The 19,302-nt window shown below is 54.0% G+C and carries 22 protein-coding genes; 13 read left to right on the top strand and 9 right to left on the bottom strand.

The window, feature by feature from the left end; genetic code table 11:
• Nucleotides 1–23 precede the first annotated feature (23 nt).
• The 5 genes from F6R98_RS15835 to F6R98_RS15815 all read left to right on the top strand — a co-directional run bounded on the left by F6R98_RS15835 (nucleotide 24) and on the right by F6R98_RS15815 (nucleotide 4,853).
• Nucleotides 24–1,568 (top strand): 2-isopropylmalate synthase, encoded by a 1,545-nt coding sequence (locus F6R98_RS15835; RefSeq protein ID WP_153249883.1) that lies wholly within the window; start codon nucleotides 24–26, stop codon nucleotides 1,566–1,568.
• 28 nt (nucleotides 1,569–1,596) lie between these two features.
• Complete coding sequence (locus F6R98_RS15830) at nucleotides 1,597–2,424, top strand: uracil-DNA glycosylase (RefSeq protein WP_194269978.1); 828 nt, start codon at nucleotides 1,597–1,599, stop codon at nucleotides 2,422–2,424.
• Between the two features lie 5 nt (nucleotides 2,425–2,429).
• A complete protein-coding gene (rimI, locus tag F6R98_RS15825) occupies nucleotides 2,430–2,966 on the top strand; it encodes a ribosomal protein S18-alanine N-acetyltransferase (protein WP_153249882.1) in 537 nt (178 codons plus the stop codon).
• A 21-nt stretch (nucleotides 2,967–2,987) separates the two neighbouring features.
• Nucleotides 2,988–4,115 (top strand): GGDEF domain-containing protein, encoded by a 1,128-nt coding sequence (locus F6R98_RS15820; RefSeq protein ID WP_153249881.1) that lies wholly within the window; start codon nucleotides 2,988–2,990, stop codon nucleotides 4,113–4,115.
• A gap of 342 nt (nucleotides 4,116–4,457) precedes the next feature.
• Nucleotides 4,458–4,853, top strand: a complete 396-nt coding sequence (locus tag F6R98_RS15815) for a flagellin N-terminal helical domain-containing protein (protein WP_153249880.1) — start codon at nucleotides 4,458–4,460, stop codon at nucleotides 4,851–4,853.
• 205 nt (nucleotides 4,854–5,058) lie between these two features.
• Here F6R98_RS15815 and F6R98_RS15810 read toward each other — a convergent pair whose 3' ends face one another.
• The 6 genes from F6R98_RS15810 to F6R98_RS15785 form a co-directional block, all read right to left on the bottom strand.
• Entirely contained in the window at nucleotides 5,059–5,238 is a 180-nt protein-coding gene (locus F6R98_RS15810) for an IS3 family transposase (protein WP_407079318.1), read from the bottom strand.
• A gap of 101 nt (nucleotides 5,239–5,339) precedes the next feature.
• A complete protein-coding gene (locus tag F6R98_RS15805; protein ID WP_153249878.1) occupies nucleotides 5,340–5,831 on the bottom strand; it encodes a hypothetical protein in 492 nt (163 codons plus the stop codon).
• 65 nt (nucleotides 5,832–5,896) lie between these two features.
• Nucleotides 5,897–6,238 (bottom strand): hypothetical protein, encoded by a 342-nt coding sequence (locus F6R98_RS15800; RefSeq protein WP_153249877.1) that lies wholly within the window; start codon nucleotides 6,236–6,238, stop codon nucleotides 5,897–5,899.
• Nucleotides 6,239–6,389: 151 nt separating this feature from the next.
• Nucleotides 6,390–6,665 carry an RnfH family protein gene (locus tag F6R98_RS15795; RefSeq protein ID WP_153249876.1) on the bottom strand — a complete coding sequence of 92 codons (276 nt, stop codon included), beginning with the start codon at nucleotides 6,663–6,665 and terminating at the stop codon, nucleotides 6,390–6,392.
• Entirely contained in the window at nucleotides 6,655–7,110 is a 456-nt protein-coding gene (locus F6R98_RS15790; protein ID WP_153249875.1) for a type II toxin-antitoxin system RatA family toxin, read from the bottom strand. The genes F6R98_RS15795 and F6R98_RS15790 overlap by 11 nt, the downstream gene beginning before the upstream one ends.
• Nucleotides 7,110–8,468 carry a sodium-dependent transporter gene (locus F6R98_RS15785; RefSeq protein ID WP_153249874.1) on the bottom strand — a complete coding sequence of 453 codons (1,359 nt, stop codon included), beginning with the start codon at nucleotides 8,466–8,468 and terminating at the stop codon, nucleotides 7,110–7,112. The genes F6R98_RS15790 and F6R98_RS15785 overlap by 1 nt, the downstream gene beginning before the upstream one ends.
• Before the next feature lie 87 nt (nucleotides 8,469–8,555).
• On the opposite strand from F6R98_RS15785, the gene smpB reads away from it, so the two are divergent.
• A complete protein-coding gene (gene smpB, locus F6R98_RS15780; RefSeq protein ID WP_153249873.1) occupies nucleotides 8,556–9,032 on the top strand; it encodes an SsrA-binding protein SmpB in 477 nt (158 codons plus the stop codon).
• Nucleotides 9,033–9,090: 58 nt separating this feature from the next.
• Nucleotides 9,091–10,350 carry a D-alanyl-D-alanine carboxypeptidase gene (locus F6R98_RS15775; protein WP_153249872.1) on the top strand — a complete coding sequence of 420 codons (1,260 nt, stop codon included), beginning with the start codon at nucleotides 9,091–9,093 and terminating at the stop codon, nucleotides 10,348–10,350.
• Between the two features lie 85 nt (nucleotides 10,351–10,435).
• Here the strand turns inward: F6R98_RS15775 and F6R98_RS15770 are convergent, their stop codons facing one another.
• The 3 genes from F6R98_RS15770 to F6R98_RS15760 all read right to left on the bottom strand — a co-directional run bounded on the left by F6R98_RS15770 (nucleotide 10,436) and on the right by F6R98_RS15760 (nucleotide 11,989).
• Nucleotides 10,436–10,804: a c-type cytochrome gene (locus tag F6R98_RS15770; RefSeq protein WP_153249871.1), complete on the bottom strand. Its 369-nt coding sequence runs from the start codon at nucleotides 10,802–10,804 to the stop codon at nucleotides 10,436–10,438.
• Between the two features lie 132 nt (nucleotides 10,805–10,936).
• A complete protein-coding gene (locus F6R98_RS15765) occupies nucleotides 10,937–11,533 on the bottom strand; it encodes a DUF502 domain-containing protein (protein WP_153249870.1) in 597 nt (198 codons plus the stop codon).
• Between the two features lie 192 nt (nucleotides 11,534–11,725).
• Nucleotides 11,726–11,989, bottom strand: a complete 264-nt coding sequence (locus F6R98_RS15760) for a hypothetical protein (RefSeq protein WP_153249869.1) — start codon at nucleotides 11,987–11,989, stop codon at nucleotides 11,726–11,728.
• 33 nt (nucleotides 11,990–12,022) lie between these two features.
• On the opposite strand from F6R98_RS15760, the gene F6R98_RS15755 reads away from it, so the two are divergent.
• Genes F6R98_RS15755 through pgaD form a run of 6 tightly spaced genes read left to right on the top strand, consistent with a single transcriptional unit; the run spans nucleotide 12,023 to nucleotide 19,165 of the window.
• The gene (locus tag F6R98_RS15755; RefSeq protein WP_407079250.1) at nucleotides 12,023–12,421 is read left to right on the top strand and encodes an OadG family protein; all 399 of its coding nucleotides are present in this window, start codon (nucleotides 12,023–12,025) and stop codon (nucleotides 12,419–12,421) included.
• 27 nt (nucleotides 12,422–12,448) lie between these two features.
• Nucleotides 12,449–14,242, top strand: coding sequence for a sodium-extruding oxaloacetate decarboxylase subunit alpha (oadA, locus tag F6R98_RS15750; RefSeq protein WP_153249867.1), 1,794 nt, complete (start codon nucleotides 12,449–12,451; stop codon nucleotides 14,240–14,242).
• Nucleotides 14,243–14,248: 6 nt separating this feature from the next.
• Nucleotides 14,249–15,376 carry a sodium ion-translocating decarboxylase subunit beta gene (locus tag F6R98_RS15745; RefSeq protein WP_153249866.1) on the top strand — a complete coding sequence of 376 codons (1,128 nt, stop codon included), beginning with the start codon at nucleotides 14,249–14,251 and terminating at the stop codon, nucleotides 15,374–15,376.
• Complete coding sequence (gene pgaB / locus F6R98_RS15740; protein ID WP_228124915.1) at nucleotides 15,373–17,370, top strand: poly-beta-1,6-N-acetyl-D-glucosamine N-deacetylase PgaB; 1,998 nt, start codon at nucleotides 15,373–15,375, stop codon at nucleotides 17,368–17,370. The genes F6R98_RS15745 and pgaB overlap by 4 nt, the downstream gene beginning before the upstream one ends.
• Entirely contained in the window at nucleotides 17,370–18,716 is a 1,347-nt protein-coding gene (gene pgaC / locus F6R98_RS15735; RefSeq protein WP_153249865.1) for a poly-beta-1,6-N-acetyl-D-glucosamine synthase, read from the top strand. The genes pgaB and pgaC overlap by 1 nt, the downstream gene beginning before the upstream one ends.
• Nucleotides 18,713–19,165, top strand: a complete 453-nt coding sequence (pgaD, locus tag F6R98_RS15730; protein ID WP_153249864.1) for a poly-beta-1,6-N-acetyl-D-glucosamine biosynthesis protein PgaD — start codon at nucleotides 18,713–18,715, stop codon at nucleotides 19,163–19,165. Before pgaC ends, pgaD begins: the two co-directional genes overlap by 4 nt.
• The last annotated feature ends 137 nt before the right edge of the window (nucleotides 19,166–19,302 follow it).

Here is a 19,302-nt window from a genome sequence, read left to right as displayed (position 1 = left end):
TCCGGTATTCATGGAGTTTGTTCATGAGCGAAAAACTGATAATTTTTGATACCACTCTCCGCGACGGAGAGCAAAGTCCCGGCGCGTCGATGACCCGCGAAGAAAAAGTGCGCATTGCGCGCGCGCTGGAACGGCTCAAGGTCGATATCATTGAAGCCGGCTTTCCCGCCGCCAGCCAGGGGGACTTCGAATCGGTGCAGGCGGTGGCCAAAGCGATAAGCGATTCCACCGTTTGCGGGCTGGCGCGCGCGCTGGACAAGGATATCGACTGCGCGGGGGCCGCGCTTGCCGGCGCGCGCAATTCGCGCATCCATACCTTTATAGCGACTTCTCCGATACATATGCAGCGCAAGTTGAATATGTCGCCCGAGCAGGTCATCGAATACGCGGTCAGGGCGGTCAAGCGCGCGCGTCAGTTTACCGATAACGTCGAGTTTTCTCCGGAAGACGCCGGGCGTTCGGAAGAAGACTTTTTATGCCGCATACTGGAGGCGGTAATCGACGCCGGAGCGGGAACGCTGAATATCCCGGACACTGTCGGCTATGCGATGCCGGAACAGTTCGGTTTGCTGATCGCAAAATTGCGGCAGCGTATTCCCAATTCCGACAAGGCCATCTTTTCCGTCCATTGTCACAACGATCTCGGGCTTGCGGTAGCCAATTCGCTGGCGGCGGTGTCCAATGGTGCGCGTCAGGTGGAATGCACCATCAACGGCCTGGGAGAGAGAGCCGGCAATGCCGCGCTGGAAGAAGTGGTCATGGCGGTGAAAACGCGCAAGGACTTTTTTTCCTGTCATACGGAAGTGGATACCCGTGAAATCGTCGCCTGTTCCAAACTGGTGTCGAGCATTACCGGCTTCCCTGTGCAGCCGAACAAGGCTATCGTTGGCGCCAATGCCTTTGCGCACGAGTCCGGCATCCATCAGGATGGCGTGCTGAAAAGCCGCGAAACCTATGAGATCATGAGCGCGGAAGAAGTCGGCTGGAGCGCCAATCGCATGGTGCTGGGCAAGCATTCCGGACGCAACGCCTTTCGCACCCGCATGCAGGAGCTCGGCGCCGGGTTTGCTTCGGAAGAAGAGTTGAATGCGGTTTTTTTCCGGTTCAAACAGCTTGCCGATAAAAAACACGAAATATTCGACGAAGATCTTCAGGCGTTGTTGAATGAGGCCGGCGGCGAATCCGACGATGAGCGCGTTAAATTGGTGGCTCTGAAAGTTTGTTCCGAAACCGGTGAAATACCGTGCGCTTCGGTGACCTTGAAGGTGGATGCCGATGAGCTGACCGGCGCAGCCAGCGGCGGCGGTGCGGTGGATGCCAGTCTCAAGGCCATAGAATCGCTGGTGAATACCGGAACCAGCTTAACCCTTTATTCGGTGAATAATATTACCAGCGGCACCGATGCGCAGGGCGAAGTCACGGTCAGGCTGGAAAAGGGCGGGCGTATCGTCAATGGGCTGGGCTCGGATACCGATATAGTCATCGCTTCGGCAAAGGCGTATATCAATGCCGTCAATAAGCTGTTGAGCGGGAAAGATCGCACGCACCCCCAGGTTGGGGAGGTTTGATTGAGGCCGATTGTTACTCCTCTGATAAATGATTAACTCCGAGCAACAACGGCTGGATTACCTGGATGCGATGGGCATACCGGTCTGGGTGCCTCGATTTCAGGTTTCTGACATTAATAAAGTAGACGTTTTGGCGGATAAGGCAGCATTGGAAACTGTGATGGCAGAGGACACCGGTTTGCATCTGCAGGCCGGCGTTGCTGCCGAGCCTGTTGTCGCACTCCCCGTAAATTCAAACGACACGGTTCCGCTGTCAGAGGCTGAACATCTCGCTGCTGAAATGGTGGAGTCATCGGCAGGAACATCGGCTTGGGATGATCTGGAAGCGCGCGTACGAGCCTGTACTGCATGCGGGTTGCATGGCAGCCGCACGCAAACCGTTTTTGGCGTCGGCAATCACGAAGCCGATTGGATGGTGATCGGTGAAGCGCCCGGCGAGCAGGAGGATCTGCAAGGCGAGCCTTTCGTCGGCCGCGCCGGCCAGCTATTGACGGAAATGCTGTTCGCGCTTGGCTTGCCGCGAACGCAGGTGTATATAGCGAACATACTCAAATGCCGTCCTCCGGGTAATCGCGATCCGCAGCCCGCAGAAGTGGCGGCTTGCGAAAGTTATCTAAAACAGCAGATCGCGCTGGTAAAACCGCGTATTATTCTCGCCGTGGGACGCATAGCGGCGCAGAATCTATTGAAAACGGCAACGCCGATCGGCAAGTTGCGCGGTAGCGTTCACCGTTATGCTGAAACCCCTTTGGTGGTTACCTACCATCCCGCCTATTTGCTGAGATCGCCGCTCGAAAAGCGCCGGGCATGGGATGATCTTTGTTTGGCGGCAAAAGTCTATCGGGAGCAATGTTAAGCGTTATGTCCGGTTTTTTTCAGGTGCTCAAGGATTGGATACAATACGATGCGGAAAGGGATTTCTATAGTAAATATAACCCGAGTCTGGTCGAAGCGGCCGAAGTGATTTATCGCCGCATGAAAAAATCGGATATCGATGCGGTACTGCAAATCGAAAATGCGGCCTACGAGTTTCCGTGGGAGCCGCAAACTTTCAGGGATTGTTTCAGAGTCAACTATATCTGCTGGGTTGCCGAAAAACTGGGCCGGATCCAGGCGTACGGCATCGCTTCGGTCGGCGCCGGCGAATCGCATGTGCTCAATGTTTGCGTATCGCCCGCCGCCCAGGGCAAAGGTTACGGACGCGCGATGATGGAAAATCTGATGCAGCTTGCGCGCGATAAAGGCGCGGAAATGATGATGCTGGAAGTCCGGCCTTCTAATCAAAAAGCCATTAATCTGTATCTCAGTCTGGGTTTTAATGAAATCGGTCAGCGCAAGGGCTATTATCCTGCCAGCAAGGGCAGGGAAGATGCGCTGGTGTTGGCGCGCACGCTTTAGTCATTGTGTGGGAGGGGAGGGGTGCGCTACCGGGAAAATGTAGAAGACAGCATTGCTCTGTTAAAAAAGGTCATGCCGTTGATGATCAGGCATGCCGCACCCATGAATCCTATCAGTTTTACGGTCTGGTACGAGTATGCGGCCGGAATGAACCCTGAACTGAACAGCGCGATTGACGAGCTGTTGAAAAATCAAATCGTTTTGGACGAACAGTCAATAACGTCGTTGTACAGCCGGTTCATTGCGGCCGGAAGCGCCAATGTAAGCGATGAACTTCCGTCTAACCTCCAGCGTATTATTTCGGCAACGGCGATGTCGGTTGCGGAAGCCGGAACGCAGGTGCAGCTTTACGATACTTCTCTGCAACAGTTCAGCCGGGAGTTGACAACAGAAGCCGCTGTTGCGCCTACCGAAAGCAACCGGAATCAAGGCTCGTTTCTCGGCCGCTTACGCAATTTGTTCCGCGAGTCCACGCCTGCAATCCTGATGCGGAGCGGCAGCATGGACCGGATGCTCCATAAAACGGATAAAATGCGTTTATCGACAGCTTCTCTCAGCGAACAGCTGGCGCAAAGCCATAAGGAAATAGAAACGTTGCGCGCCGAAGTGACGCGGGTTCGTCAAAAGGCAATGGAGGATGGTTTGACGGGGCTGGCCAATCGACGCAATTTTGATGAGAGCATGAGCGGACTGTTGGGTGCATGTAATGCAGGCGGGCCTCGTCCGAGTCTTTTGTTTTTGGATATCGATCATTTCAAAAAGGTCAACGACAGCTATGGCCACCTTTTTGGCGACAAAGTCATTCAGGTTGTCGCCGAAATACTCAAGCGTAATATTAAAGGTCAGGACCTGGCGGCCCGCTATGGTGGTGAAGAGTTTGCAGTGCTGTTGCCGATGACGCCGCTGGAAGGCGCTCGCGCGTTGGCGGAATCTATTCGTGTCGCAATCGCCGCATGCCAGATTCGCCGCCCGACGAGCGAAGCGCCTATTGGCTGCATTACCGTCTCATTGGGCGTCGCCACTTATCTTCCCGGCGAAACGGCTCATGGTTTTATCGAAAGGGCGGACAAGGCCTTGTATGTGTCGAAAAGCCAGGGAAGGAACCGGGTCACTGCTTATGGTATCGATCCGATACCCTGTTCCGGTTGAGATTGTTCGTCCGGCCACCAAGGACATGGCTCAACAAAGCTCTCCCGGAGCATTAGTTCATGTAATTGTGTCTGATGTTTTCAGTTTTCAGCAATTAAAAAAGTGAAGAAATCTGCACGCCGTTTTACATATTCATGTAACACAATCATGACACAATTCGATATAGCCGAGTGAAAGTTCCGATGCCTTTTTTCCGGAAACCCAAAGTACAAGCACCTAAAGTTTAAAAAAACTGCATCCGATAACCGATACGGGGCGTGGTTTATTTAAAACTAGATGAGCCCAGAGAACGGCGACACTCAACATTCGGTAATCGAAAACCGGGTTTTCCAGGAGACTAAAATGTCATTAATTATCAATACAAACGTAGGGTCACTCACTTCACAACGCTACCTAGGACAAACTCAGGCTGCCACGCAGAAACTGTCTGCTGGCGTGAGGATCAACAGCGCTCAGGATGATGCGGCAGGCTTAGCGATTTCTGATAAGTTGACCAGTCAAATCAATGGCATGACGCAAGCTTCGCAGAATGCCAATGATGGGGTTTCCGCAATCGCGAACCTGCAGTCGGCTATAGGAAATGGAAATCAGAGTGCGGCGCGCAGTCGCATTCAGGACGTCGATATGGCCACTGAAATGTCCAATATAAGTAAAAATCAGATCCTGCAACAATCGAGCGCGGCGATGCTGGCGCAAGCGAATGCCAGTAGCAGTCACGTGCTGAGTTTACTTCGTTAGCGTAAAGCAGCCTACAGCCGGAAATATGCGGCTGTAGGCTGCTTTTGTTTTCCATGCTCCGGATGGATTTGGAGTCGAATAGCAAGCGTACGGAAAGTCGGGTTAATGTCTTCATATTGCCCTATTGGCAGATTGAGCAATAGTTTGCTGTCCGTCCTGTCAATCAATGCAGAAGTGATCCTGCCCAGATTCAGCAGACACCTCGCTAAGCGATATTTTTAAGTTCAAAGGCCTCTGGGGACAAATAGCCCAGTTTCGAATGAAGCCGTTTCCTATTGTAATACACTTCGATGTAATCGAAGACGTGGTGTTTGGCATCATCCCTGGTCTGGAATCGCTCGCCGTGGATAGCCTCGACTTTAAAGCTGTGATTCCAGCTTTCCATGGCGGCATTATCGTAGCAGTCACCTTTCTTGCTCATGCTGCAAATCAGTTGGTGCCTGGCCAGCAAAGCCTGATAGGCATTTGAACAAGGCTCAATATGGGTTACTTCGGAGTCGAGGATACCGCGCTCCAATAACGGCTCGGCCCGCCTTTTTTGGTTCTTACATTCTCGACTTCCTTGCAGAACAAAACTTTGTTTTGCATGCTTTCAGCAACAATCAATCCGACATACACTCCGTAATACCCCATTAACTCTTTTTCGAATTGGGCCTGTTCTCCCGGGTTGTTTTTCTTTTGCATATCTGCCGATAAAAGGTTGAATTCTTTATCGAGCGTTTTTTCATCCACATCCAGCTTATCGCAAACGTCGGCGGCGACTGTGGCATAGGCCATATCGACTACTTCTCTCTGCTTCTGTTGGCCGACAAAGGCGGTAACCTTTTGTTCCATTACTCGCCAGGCAGGGTCCAGGAGGTGGTAGGAAGCGGGGGCGACAGCCGCTATATCGCCGGTATCTGAATTATTCGCCGCAATCGCAGCGCCGGACAACAATAAAATCAGGCTGAATGCAACAGCCGGCATGGTTCTGAACATAACAATAAATCCTCTAAGCTAGGAATTGGAGTTTCATCGTTTCGATAAGGCGCAGATGGAGCCGGTTAAATTCTTCCCGGATGGTAGAACCCGCCGCCCCGTTCCCAGCCTTGTTCGCGGTTGTCATAAACGCCGGCATTGTTACGCTCACGATTCCAGCCATTGTTGTTGTCCACCGCGACGGTTCTGTCTCGATTGCTGTCGACAATCACATCATTTTGCGTGCGTCCCCAACCGTAGGGACTGCCGAAAACGGTAGCGGGGCCGCGCCCCATACCATAACCCATTCCTCCCATGGCCATAGGATAACCGCCGCCGCCCATACCGCCGCCACAAGCGGACAGGCCGCTTGATACGATAACGGCAAGCAGGATCGATCTGAAATACATGAATTTTAATGAGCGCATTATTATTCACCTGTAAAGTTGATGGCTTAAAAAAACAAGAAATACCGATTTGTTCCGTTTTATTTCGACCGTATGTTCATAACTTCATATTGTTACGGTTCTTCGTTACGAAGGAGGCGGCAACAGACAGGCTTGACCTGCTATCCCCGCGCTAGATCTTTGCGCTACTAAGCCGCTTTTTCCGCGCCTCTTTCGGATCGGCAATCAGCGGCCTATAGATTTCCACGCGGTCGCCTGCTTGCAGTATCTGATCCAGTTTGCACGGCTTGCTGAAAATGCCGACACGGTTAACATTCAGGTCGATCTCCGGGAACTGCACTATAATGCCGGATTGTTCTATAGCCTGTTGCACCGTTGTTGCTGCGGGCACGTCCAGCGACAGCAGGCGCTGTCGCCCGGGTTTCGCGTAAGCGATTTCAATCAGCATATTCGTTGTTCGCAGTGGCATACAAGGCTTTGGCGCGATCGCTGAATGCATTGATCATGGTGTTGCCTATCTGATTGAAAATGGCTCCGAAAGTGAGGCTGAACAATGCGCCGCTCATTTCAAACTCCAGTTCAAGGCTGATTTTGCAGGCGTCGCTGCGTAGTGGGGTGAACTGCCATACGCCGTCCAGACGGTTAAACGGGCCTGCAATCAACGCCATGCGGATTTCTTTCTGTTCGATCAGCGTATTGCGCGTGCTGAAGCGGTGGTTGAAACCGGCTTGCGCAATTTCTAGCTCGGCCTCGACGATATTTTCCGTGCGGCTGAGAATGCGGCTGGAATTGCACCACGGCAAAAATTGCGGATAGGCGGGAATGTCGTCAACCAAGGCGAACATCTGATGCGCCGGAAATTTGAGCAGTGCGCTTTTGTGTATGATGGTCATTACAGGAGCCCCAGTGCGTCAAGCAAAATTAACACGACCCCTGCCGGCGCAATATAGCGGATAGATACCAGCCACGCACGCCAGGTTCGGCCCTGTTGCGGGTCGAATTCGCTGCGGCTGATCGTAGCGCTCAGTTTCCAGCCGCTGAAGATCGCAATCAGCACGCCGCTGATCGGCAGCAGCAGATCCGAAGTCACGAAATCGATCAGTTCGAAAAAGGTTTTTCCGTGCAACCAGCGCGCCGGGTTTTCACCGAAGGAATAAACGGTGCCAAAGCCGGCCAGCCAGCATGCGGCAACGACCAACAGGCTGGCGCGCGCGCGGTCCAGATCAAACTTTTCCGATAACAGCGCGATAGCCGGTTCGATCAGCGCAATGGCCGAAGTAATCGCGGCAAAGAAGACCAGAATAAAGAAAATCGCACCGAGCCATCCTCCGCCGGGCATGTGACCGAACGCAATCGGCAAGGTTTCGAAAATCAGGCCCGCGCCCATGGAGGGTTCGAGGCCATTGGCAAAAACGATGGGAAAGATCGCCATTCCGGCCATCAGCGCGACGATAGTATCGGTGACGCAAACAATCACGCTGGAGCGTGGAATCGATACATCGTCGGGCAGGTAGGAGCCGTAAACCATGATGGCGCCCATGCCGACGCCCAGTGAAAAAAAAGCCTGCCCCATGGCGGCGAGCAGGCCTTCCGTGGTCAGTTTGCTGAAGTCGGGGTGCAGCAGAAAGCGCAGTCCCTGAAGAAAACCACCGGAATTCAGCGCGTAAATATCCATCAACAGCAGCATGACCAGCAGGGCCGGCATCATGTAGCGCGTAGTGCGTTCCAGGCCGCGGCTTACTCCGCCGCTGACGACAAGATAAGTCAGACCCATGAACAGCGTGTGCCAGATAATCTGAAAATCGCTGGAGGATTTGAAGTCGTTAAAGCGGCTGATTGCGTTTGCAGGGCTGATATTGACATTGAGCGCGCCGCTGACCTTGAAAATATAAGCGAGGGACCAGCCAGCTATGACGCTATAGTACGACAGGATCAGAAAACCGATAATGATGCCTACCCAGCCCAGATATTGCCAGGCCGGATGGGTTTTGGCCTGTTGCGCCAGCGCCAGCATGGCATGTGCCGGGTTGCCTCGTCCGTGTTTGCCGAGCATGGTTTCGGCTATCATGATCGGCGCGCCGATGATTACTACGCAGGCGATATAAACCAGAACGAAAGCGCCGCCGCCATAGCTTCCGGCCAGATAGGGAAACTTCCATATATTGCCGAGGCCGACGGCGGAACCGCTGGCGGCGAGAATAAATGCAGCTCTGGAAGACCATAGCGCACGTGCTGTAACCTGATCGGACATTCTTCCTCCGCTATAAAACTCGATGATAGGGTAAAATACCAGAAACCGACAATTGAGTCAGGCAAATTCCGGATACATCGAAAAACAATGGCAAAGAAAAACAAAAGTCAGCCGGGCTCCGCCACGATTGCAGTCAACCGGATTGCAACGCATGATTACTTTATTTCAGAACGCTTCGAAGCGGGCATGGTGTTGCAGGGCTGGGAGGTCAAAAGTCTGCGCGAGGGCAGGGCCCAGCTCAAGGAAAGCTATGTGGTTCTGAAAGGCGGCGAAGCCTGGCTGCTGGGTTCGCACGTATCGCCTTTGCTGTCGGCATCCACGCATGTGCATCCTGACGCTGTTAGAACGCGCAAGCTGCTGTTGAATCGCGGCGAATTGAACCGGCTGATCGGCAGCGTGGAGCGCAAGGGGTTCACCTTGATCCCGTTATCGATGTACTGGAAGAAAGGCCGCGCCAAACTGGAAATCGGTTTGGGCAAAGGCAAGAAGCTGCACGATAAACGCGAAACGGAAAAGGGCAGGGACTGGCAGCGCGAAAAGGAGCGCGTCATGAAACAGCGCTGACCGCTTCCCGCCAGGTTTACGCGCATACATTACCTCTACAAACACACTCAAGCGCCTTATGGTTGTAATAAAAAATAGTTCACTGCTATTACGTTTCGTCGGAATAGCAGCCGGAGTTTTTCTGTTGATTCAGGCCGAAGCGAAAGCGGCGCCCTATTCGGCGCTGGTTGTGGATGTCGATTCGGAGCGGGTATTGTATTCGCAATCGCCCGATGAATTGCGGCACCCCGCTTCGTTGACGAAAATGATGACGCTCTACATGGTATTCGAAGCGTTGAGCCGTGGGGAATTGACGCTCGACTCGATGGTGATGGCTTCGTCGCATGCAACCTCGCGACCGCCATCCAGCCTCGGGTTGCGGACGGGGGAGAGTTTGACGGTCGAACAGGCCATCCTGGCGGTGGTAACGCAGTCGGCCAACGATGCGGCTACCACGCTTGCAGAACATCTGGGCAGAGGTTCCGAAGCGGAGTTTGCTGAAATGATGACGCAGAAAGCGCGGCAGCTCGGCATGACCGGATCGTCTTTCTACAATGCTTCCGGTCTGCCGCATCCCAATCAGTGGACGACCGCCTGGGATATGTACCGGCTGGGACGCGCGCTGCAAAAGAATTTTCCGCAATACTATCCCTATTTTTCCACGCAGAGTTTCGAATTTCGCGGGCGCTCTTATCATAATCACAATCACCTGCTCGAAACCTACCAGGGTACGGACGGCATCAAGACCGGCTTCGTCAACGCTTCCGGTTTTAACCTGGTTGCATCGGCGCGGCGTAACGGCCATCGTTTGATCGGTGTGGTATTCGGCGGCAATTCCTACAAGCGCCGCGACGCCCATATGCGTGAAATTCTCGATGACGGCTTCGATCAGCTGGATGGACGCGATGCGTTGACTCATAATCCGGGTTTTGGCGAGCGCGAAGACCGCGCATTGCTGCGCCGCCCTGAAAGCATCGCCAGGATGCTGTCCGCTGGCGGGATTAACGAATACCATGCCGAAGCCTTGCACAAGCCGAAATCTTCGGCCTCGACGCGGCTCAACGCGCATGTCAATAAAATGTTCCCGCAGAAACAGCTCTATACAGTCCAGGTGGGTGCTTTATTTTCTGTTGAATCGGATGCGGAGCGTGCGCTGAAATCAGCGATGAAAGCTTCCTCGGCGCTGGCGCACGGAAGATCGTTCGTATCGGTGCATAACAGCGGAAAGAACCGGCGATATACGGCCCGTATCAGCGGCTTGGAACGCGATGATGCGAACACGGCATGTAAAGCGCTGAGGAGCAGGAAATTGGCCTGCGCCGTAGTAACGGCAGGGTAGAATGTAGCGACGAGTGGTTTAAATGCGACTGCAAATCCGGCCTTGAGACAGAGCGCCGGATTTGCAGTAAACAGGGCGCTTTAACTTATTTCGCCACTTCCAGATCGCCGGCTGGAACGGTGCCGTCTGATCTGCCTTTCAGGTAGGCGTAAAGGCTGTCGATACCGTCGGCAACTTTCTTGTTGCCGCTGAATGCGGGCATATTGCCGCGTCCGTTCAGCACAACCGCCTTGAACTGCTCCTGATTCAGGTTTTTCAGGCCGGTTACCAGGTTAGGGAACGCAGGGCCGCCTTCTGCCGTCGCGCCATGGCAGGTTTCGCAACGTTCGCGTTTGTACAGCTTTGCGCCGTTGAAAATGGTTTCGCTGACTGCAGCGGCAGAGGCGAAAGGGACAACCGCACCGAACATCAAGGTAGCGCCCAGCAGGGTGCTTGCCAGTTTGACTTTATTCATAATGGTCTACGACTCCTAAAAAAGCTTTTTGTTTTGTGAGTGTGCCGGAGGGGGGAAGGTATGAGTTCCCTGCATGCAGGCACGCCCGCCAATCCTAGCATTAATCACGCTGCTGTGGGTAGAAGATTTTGTTCAGTGCGGAAGGTTCGCCACTTCGCCGGACTTGGGAAAGTCGGCCCCGACGCTGATGATGAAGCTGGTGACCTCTTCGATATTCAGTGAAGATTTGATGGTGTTCGACTCATGAACGACGACGGTAAAGCCGGAAGTCGGGTTGGGCGAGGTCGGCACGAACAGGACGTACCATTCGCCGCTGCGATTGGTTACATATGCAGGGACCCAGATGCCTTTGTTGGGATATTCGATGTATACCACTTCGCGTTTGTTGTCATTGTCGCCAGTCGCCGAAAACATGCTGATGACCTTCTTCGATACCCTGTAGATTGTGTTGAGTAACGGAATTTTCTCAACCAGCAGGTCAACAGAGGAGATGATCAGCGAGTTTCTGTTTTGAACTATGGTATAGCCTATATACGAAATACCGGCCATGGTCAAACCCAGCAGCAGCAGGGTAAACGAATAACTGTCGACGTAACCGTAGACATGAAAAAAGCTGCTTGCTATAAAGGTTTTGATCAGCATGACAACCTGTATGACGATCACGATCGGTAAAATGGCGAGAACGCCGATCAGCAGATACTGAAACAAATTTTTAATGGTAGCGCGCATACTGCCTCCTTAGATTTAAGTGGATAGAGCGACGAGAGGGACGGGTTCTGAATGTTTTTAGTGTTGTCAGGTGGCTTCATAACCCATGAGAGTAGCGCTTGCGTATGAACGGGCAAAGAGCGGCGCACTGAGTCCTTGCGGGATGCTTGTGCCTGTTTTCGTCCGCTCGGCTTCGGCGGGGCTGTAACTGCCTCAGCGCGCGTCAAGTTGCAGGGCGTTGCGCTGATCGTTCTCTCTCTCATCCTGCTGTTGATGGTGTTCGGCGGATAACTGTTTCGGGGTCAGCGTCAATTTGGCGATACCGGTCCATGTCGCCATGAAGGCGATGATGCAGATACTGGATAAGGTCAGGCGGTCGGGCGATTTCATCCAGAACAGCACCCAGCGCGGGTTGATTAATCCGACGATCAGTATCAGTACGATGAGTACGGCGAGAATTTTTAATGTAATAACCATGATGAGTCCGATAAACTAGAGAAAAAACCAAGTATGTGCCGATTAAACTACAGATTCGTTCCCGTTGCCATAGCCAAGGCCCGGTCGCGTAATGCGATTCAGATCGACTTTAGCACACCTACAGATTATCATGCGCCCAGTTTACATCACTGTCGAGCGTTGCGGATTGTGGAACCATCCTTAGGCGAACTTATACAACAGGGCTTAAAGCTCATGCTGATCGGCATGGGGATAGTTTATCTATTCCTGATGCTGCTGGTCTGGGTTATCAACGTCAGTTCACGTATCATCAGCCGGTTCGACCCCGAACCGTTACCCCTGCACGAACATTCGGCGTTGCCGGAGAGCGCGGTATCGGACGACGAGGCCTCTGACGCGATGGAGCTGGTCGCGGTAATATCGGCAGCGCTTCATCGTTATCGTAATCAGTAACAGCAAACATTTTCAAGGAGCTTGTTTATGGTCAAAGCACTAGGCATAACCGAGGTTGTGCTTCGAGATGCGCATCAGTCGCTGCTGGCAACGCGCCTGCGGCTGGATGACATGTTGCCGATATGCGCGAAACTCGATCAGATCGGTTTCTGGTCGATGGAGAGCTGGGGGGGTGCTACTTTCGACGCCTGTATCCGCTATCTGGGTGAAGATCCGTGGGAGCGCATCAGAGCCTTGAAAAAAGCCATGCCCAATACGCCGCAGCAAATGCTGCTGCGCGGGCAGAACATACTGGGATATCGCCATTATGCCGACGATGTGGTGCGGCGTTTTGTCGAACGCGCGGCGGTAAGCGGCATCGATATATTCCGCATTTTCGATGCACTGAACGATACGCGCAACTTCGAGTGCGCAATCAGGGCGGCCATTGACGTTGGCAAGCACGCACAGGCTGCGATTTCGTACACTGTGAGTCCTGTGCACGGACTGGAAACCTGGATCGATTTATCCAGAAAACTGGAGGACATGGGGGTTCACTCCATAGCCATCAAGGATATGGCCGGATTGCTGAAGCCTTATGTCGCCGGAGAACTGGTTGCCCGGCTGAAGCAGGCCGTGCAGGTGCCGATCCATCTGCACAGCCATGCCACCACCGGCCTGAGCACTGCGACCTTGCTGAAGGCGATAGAGGCCGGCGTGGACAACGTGGATACCGCCATTTCCTCCATGAGCGGCACTTACGGTCACAGCGCTACCGAATCTATTGTCGCCGCGCTCGAAGGCAGCGGACGCGAAGCTGGTTTGAATATCGAGTTGCTGGAGGAAATTGCCGTTTATTTCCGCGAGATCCGCAAAAAGTACGCCGATTTCGAAGGCAGCCTGAAAGGTATCGACAGCCGTATACTGGTAGCCCAGGTGCCGGGCGGCATGCTGACCAACATGGAAAGCCAGTTGAAGGAGCAGGGCGCGCTGGAGCGGATGGATGAAGTCATGGAGGAGATTCCGCGCGTGCGCGCGGATCTGGGCTTTATTCCGCTGGTAACGCCGACATCGCAAATCGTTGGTACGCAGGCGGTTATCAACGTGCTTTCCGGCGAACGTTATAAAACCGTAACCAAGGAAGCCTACGGCGTCATCAAGGGGGAATACGGCGCTACGCCGGCGCCGATAGACGCGGCGCTGCAGCAGCGCGTATTGGCCGGAGAGCAGCCGATAGTCTGCCGTCCCGCCGACCTGCTGGAACCGGAAATGGAGCGTTTGCAGAGCGAACTGCGCATGATGGCGGCAAAAGAGCAGGTAATTCTCGCCGCGGAAGAAATCGACGATGTATTGACCTACGCGCTGTTTCCGCAAATCGGCTGGAAGTTTTTGCAGAATCGCGGCAAGCCGCTGGCATTCGAGCCCGCGCCAGGCACGGACGCCTCGGTAAAGAATTCCACGCCGTTGCCTGCTGTTCCTGTCGATAACGGCCCATGTGCCTATAATGTAAAGGTTAATGGTAAATTCTATCATGTCGAGGTGGCCTCCGGCGGCGATGTCGTCTCGATTCAGGCAGCGGCTGCGCAGGTTTCCGCGCAGCCGGCAACGGCTTCCGGCGCCAGCGCCGTGATCGAGACTGTCAAAGCGCCAATGGCCGGTCATATTTTACGGATTAACGTCAAGCCGGGACAGCATGTACAGGCGGGACAAGTGGTTGTCGTCATGGAAGCGATGAAAATGGAAACGGAAGTGCGTGCGAGAAATGCCGGTGTTGTCAAACGTGTAGCTGTGTATGTCAACGATACCGTTACAGCCAATGATGTACTGGTCACCTTGGGATGATACGGAATGGGTAGTTTTTTCGATCTGTGGCTGAGTACCGGGCTTTCCAATTTTCAATGGGGGCAGCTGGTGATGATGGGGGTCGGCTTTCTGCTGATTTACCTGGCGATCAGAAAAGGGTTCGAACCACTGTTATTGCTGCCTATCGGTTTCGGAGCGATATTGAGCAACATACCGGTGGCCGGTATCGCGGAAGAGGGCGGTCTGCTGTCTTATCTGTATCTGGGCATCAAGTCCGGTGTGTTCCCGCTGTTGATATTCATGGGCGTCGGCGCGATGACCGATTTCGGCCCGATGCTGGCTAATCCCAAGACATTATTGCTGGGAGCGGCCGCCCAGTTCGGTATTTTCGGCACATTGATAGGCGCGCTGGCGCTCAATATCGTACCCGGCATGCATTTCACCTTCAAGGATGCGGCTGCGATTGCAATAATCGGCGGCGCCGACGGTCCGACCGCAATTTATGTGTCGTCGCGTCTGGCACCCGATCTGCTGGGCGCGATTGCGGTAGCCGCCTATTCCTATATGGCGCTGGTGCCGTTGATACAACCGCCGATCATGCGCGCGCTGACGACGCCGGAAGAGCGTTTGATCGAAATGACGCAGCTGCGGCATGTCGGCAAACAGGAAAAGGTGATTTTTCCGCTGATACTGCTGTCGCTCAGCGCCGCGCTGTTGCCTTCGGCCGCGCCGTTGATCGGCATGTTCTGCCTGGGCAATCTGATGCGCGAGAGCGGCGTGGTGGAAAGGCTGAGCAAGACCTCGCAAAACGAACTGATTAACGTGGTAACCATTTTTCTCGGGCTCGCGGTCGGTTCCAAACTGAGCGCACATGCTTTTTTACGTGCTGAAACCCTGGGTATTCTGATTCTGGGCGCCATCGCATTCAGTTTCGGTACGGCTTCGGGCGTGCTGATGGCGAAGGTGATGAACCGCTTCAGCGAACACAAGGTCAACCCGCTGATCGGGGCCGCCGGCGTTTCGGCGGTGCCGATGTCCGCGCGCGTCGCCAACAAGGTGGGTCAGGAAAGCAATCCTCATAATTTTCTGCTGATGCATGCCATGGGGCCCAATGTGGCGGGGGTGATCGGTTCCGCCGTCGCCGCAGGCGTGTTGCTGGCTCTGGTGCAATGAAGGACGCTTTATCGGTTCGATCTGTTGAATTGAGACCGCTAAACCCTGTCAGGCGTGTCATCCTCGTGCTGCTTGCCTGCGCGCTTTTTTTGCCGGCATACGAAGTCTCGGCGGGGAACATTGTTTTTTCGCCGGACAGCTTCATGGTGCTTTCGTATCATGATATCAAGGATGAAGTCGCACGCGACGCCAAAGCGGGGCAGACTGCGGTAAGCACCGCGCATTTGCTACTGCATTTCGAGTGGCTCCAACAGAACGGCTATCATCCGGTCAGCGTGCAGAACCTGATCGATGCCAGAGATAAAAAGCGTCATTTGCCGCACAAAGCGGTATTGATCACTTTTGACGACGGTTACGCCAGTTTTTACACAAAGGTTTTTCCATTGCTGCAGCGTTTTCATTATCCGGCCATGGTCGCCGTAGTCGGCAGCTGGATGGAAAACGTGGCGGGCAAGGCGAGGGTAGATGGCGCGCCGTCGATAGAAGAATTGTTGACCTGGGAACAGCTCAGGGAAATGCAACGGTCCGGGCTGGTGGAAATTGCGTCTCACAGTCATGATCTGCATAGAGGGCTTCTGGCCAATCCGCAAGGTAATCCCCTGCCTGCTGGCGTCAACCGGATATACGATCCGGCAGACAAAAGCTATGAAAGTGATGAACACTACCTGCAGCGCGTACGCCAAGACATACAGCGCAGCTCGAACGATATTTTTCAGCACATCGGGTTTCGCCCGCGGGTCATCGTCTGGCCGTACGGCGAATTCAATCAACCGCTGATACAGGCCGCGTCCGATGCGGGAATGGGGATTACCCTGGGATTGCGCGACGGCCTGAATACCCTGGCGGACTTGCCCGGTCTCAAGCGCCTGCTGGTTACCGAGAATCCGGATACTGCCGATTTTTCCAGGCTGCTGGGTTCATTGCGTATCGATGACCGCCCGCTGCATGTCGTGCATGTGGACTTGGATTATATCTACGACCCGGACCCCGAGCGGCAGGAGCAGAATCTGGGGCGATTGATAGACCGCATACAGGGGATGCGGGTCAATGCCGTGTACCTTCAGGCCTTTGCCGATCCCGACGGCGATGGCAATGCCGACGCGCTGTATTTCCCGAACCGGCATTTGCCTATGCGCGCCGATCTGTTTAACCGCGCGGCCTGGCAGCTGTTTACCCGGACGCGCGTCAAGGTTTACGCCTGGATGCCGACGCTGGCGTTCCGCATCAACGCCCCGGACGACTGGTTCGTTCATGAATGGCATGACGGCAAGCCGGTATTGGGGCGGCATATCTATAAGCGCCTGTCTCCGTTCAATCAAAATGCCAGGCGTGTAGTGGGCGAGATTTATGAGGATCTGGCGAAATACGCGCCGGTCAACGGGGTGCTGTACCATGACGACGCCATATTGTCGGATTTTGAGGATGTAACGCCCGAAGCGCTGTCTGTCGCTAAAAACTCCTGGAAATTAAGCGGCGACCCTGCACGCTTGCGCGCGAACGATGCGGTATTGATGAAATGGGCGCGCCATAAAACCGAAGCCCTGGACGAATGGACGGATTACCTGACCGCCAAAGTCCGCTACTATCGGCCCGGCATCAAAACCGCGCGCAATTATTACGCCTTGCCGTTATTGAGTCCGGAGAGCGAAGCGTGGTATGCGCAATCCTATGAAACCGCGTTTAAACATTACGATTATGTGGCCATAGAAGCGATGCCCTTCATGGAAAAGGCTGAAAACCCAGAAGCATGGCTGGAACAAGTGGTGCGCAAAATTGCAACCTACCCCGATGGTTTGAAGAAAACCGTGTTTGAATTGCAGACGGTCGACTGGAATACCCAAAAACCGATACCGATGTCGACGTTTCTTGCGCAAATACAGCAGGTGCAAAAGCTGGGAGCAGTGCATGTCGGCTATTATCCTGATAATTATATTGAAGATCAGCCGCGCCAAGCCGACATGGAACGTGAATTTTCGTTGCCTTATTACCCCTGATGAGTACAGTAAGCGGAAATCTGTCTGACCTGCTACACGTTCCGCGGCAGTTGATTTCAACGAATGAATTGTTGACTGTTCTGTGGCGTGGGTTGAGCGATCTGGTGTGCGACTATGTGTTTTATTACCCGCTGGTGATGGCTCATGTCTGGATGCTGGGGGCTATTTTATATTATCTGGCCTGGGAGCGCAAAGAAGGGGATACGGTAGACGACATGCCGGTCATGCGAGCTCCCGCGCCCGGCGTCTCAATATTGGTTCCCTGTTACAACGAAGCGGATAACATACAGGAAACCATAGAGTTTCTTCTGCAGCAACGCTACCCCAATTTTGAAATTCTGGCTATCAACGATGGCAGCCGTGATGAAACCTTATCGATTCTGAATGATCTGGCCAAAAAACGCAAGGAGCTGCGCGTGGTCAATCTGGCCAGCAATCAGGGGAAAGCCATGGCGCTACAGGCCGGTGCGTTGCTGTCGCGGCATGAATTTCTGGTCTGCATAGACGGCGACGCGCTATTGGCCCCGGAAGCGGTCTCCTGGATGGTGAGGCATTTCCTGAAAAATCCGCGTGTCGGTGCGGTGACCGGGAATCCGCGCATCCGCACCCGCTCCACTCTGCTCGGAAAAATCCAGGTAGGTGAGTTTTCCGCCATAGTCGGCCTGATCAAGCGTGCCCAGCGTTTTTACGGACGTTTGTTTACCGTTTCAGGCGTTATTGCGGCGTTTCGCAAGTCGGCGCTGCACAGCGTGGGTTACTGGAGCAACGACATGGTGACCGAGGATATCGACATCAGCTGGAAGCTGCAGCTCAAAGGCTGGGACATACGCTTCGAAACCAATGCCTTGTGCTGGGTGCTGATGCCGGAAACCTTGCGAGGACTGTGGAAGCAGCGCCTGCGCTGGTCTCAGGGCGGCGCGGAAGTCCTGCTGCGTTATTCCCGGGATATTCTGCGCTGGTCGGCGCGGCGCATGTGGCCTATTTACCTGGAATGCCTGCTGAGCATACTCTGGTCTTACTTGATGGTATTTGTGCTGTCGGGCTGGATAGTGAATCAATTCGTTCATCCGCATTACAATATAGCCGAGCTGATTCCCGATTGGCCGGGCATGTTGCTGAGCATGACCTGTCTGGCGCAGTTCGCCGTCAGTCTCGCCATAGACTCCCGCTATGAAGCGCGGATCGGCGGCGTCAGCCGTTATTATTACTGGATGATCTGGTATCCGCTGGTGTATTGGCTGAATAATGTGGGCACGACGGTGGTCGGTTTTATGAGGGCGCTAGCCAAGGAGAGAGGGCAGCGCGCGCTATGGGTGACTGTGGACAGGGGGCTGGGTAAAAAGTGACGCAACTGGTCATTGAGTCTTCGCATTTACAGTCTTCAGGGCAGCGTGTAGTTGCTTTTATCCTGATGCTGGCGGGCTGGTTGATGTGGGCTTATCTGCTGTTCCCGTTATTGGCGTTGAGCTGCTGGTTGTTGCAGAAGAATTTTTGCGCCGTTTGGGTGAGTTATTCAGGCGGCTACCCGGAGCTGCGCGATATGTTGAGCGTTTATGGACAGACGCTGCTGGCGCTTGCGTTGATGTGGGTGTTTTGGGGCGTTTATAACGGCGTGCGCCGTGAGTTGCGCAAGCGCAAGACCAAACCGGAAGCTGCTGCGGCGCTGGAGGTGAAGGAGTTGAGCCGGTTTTTCGGAGTCGACAGGGATGTGCTGGCGCGTAGTCGTAACAGTGCTTATACCACGGTGCATTTTGATAAGGATGGGAAGTTGGTGGGGTTGGAGTGCAGGGAGTAGGTCTATACTGTTAAGTTAAGCCGTCATACCGGCATGGATTGTCGGTATCCAGTCGACAAGGATGTTACTTCGCAAGTCCGTCCCGAATGTCTGGTTTCCGGCACTCCCCGAATCAAGCTCTGCCGGAGCGATGATTG

It is taken from the genome of Candidatus Methylospira mobilis (assembly GCF_009498235.1).
In the GTDB taxonomy this organism is placed as follows: Bacteria; Pseudomonadota; Gammaproteobacteria; order Methylococcales; family Methylococcaceae; genus Methylospira; species Methylospira mobilis.
This window is presented reverse-complemented; position numbering and strand designations above follow the sequence as displayed.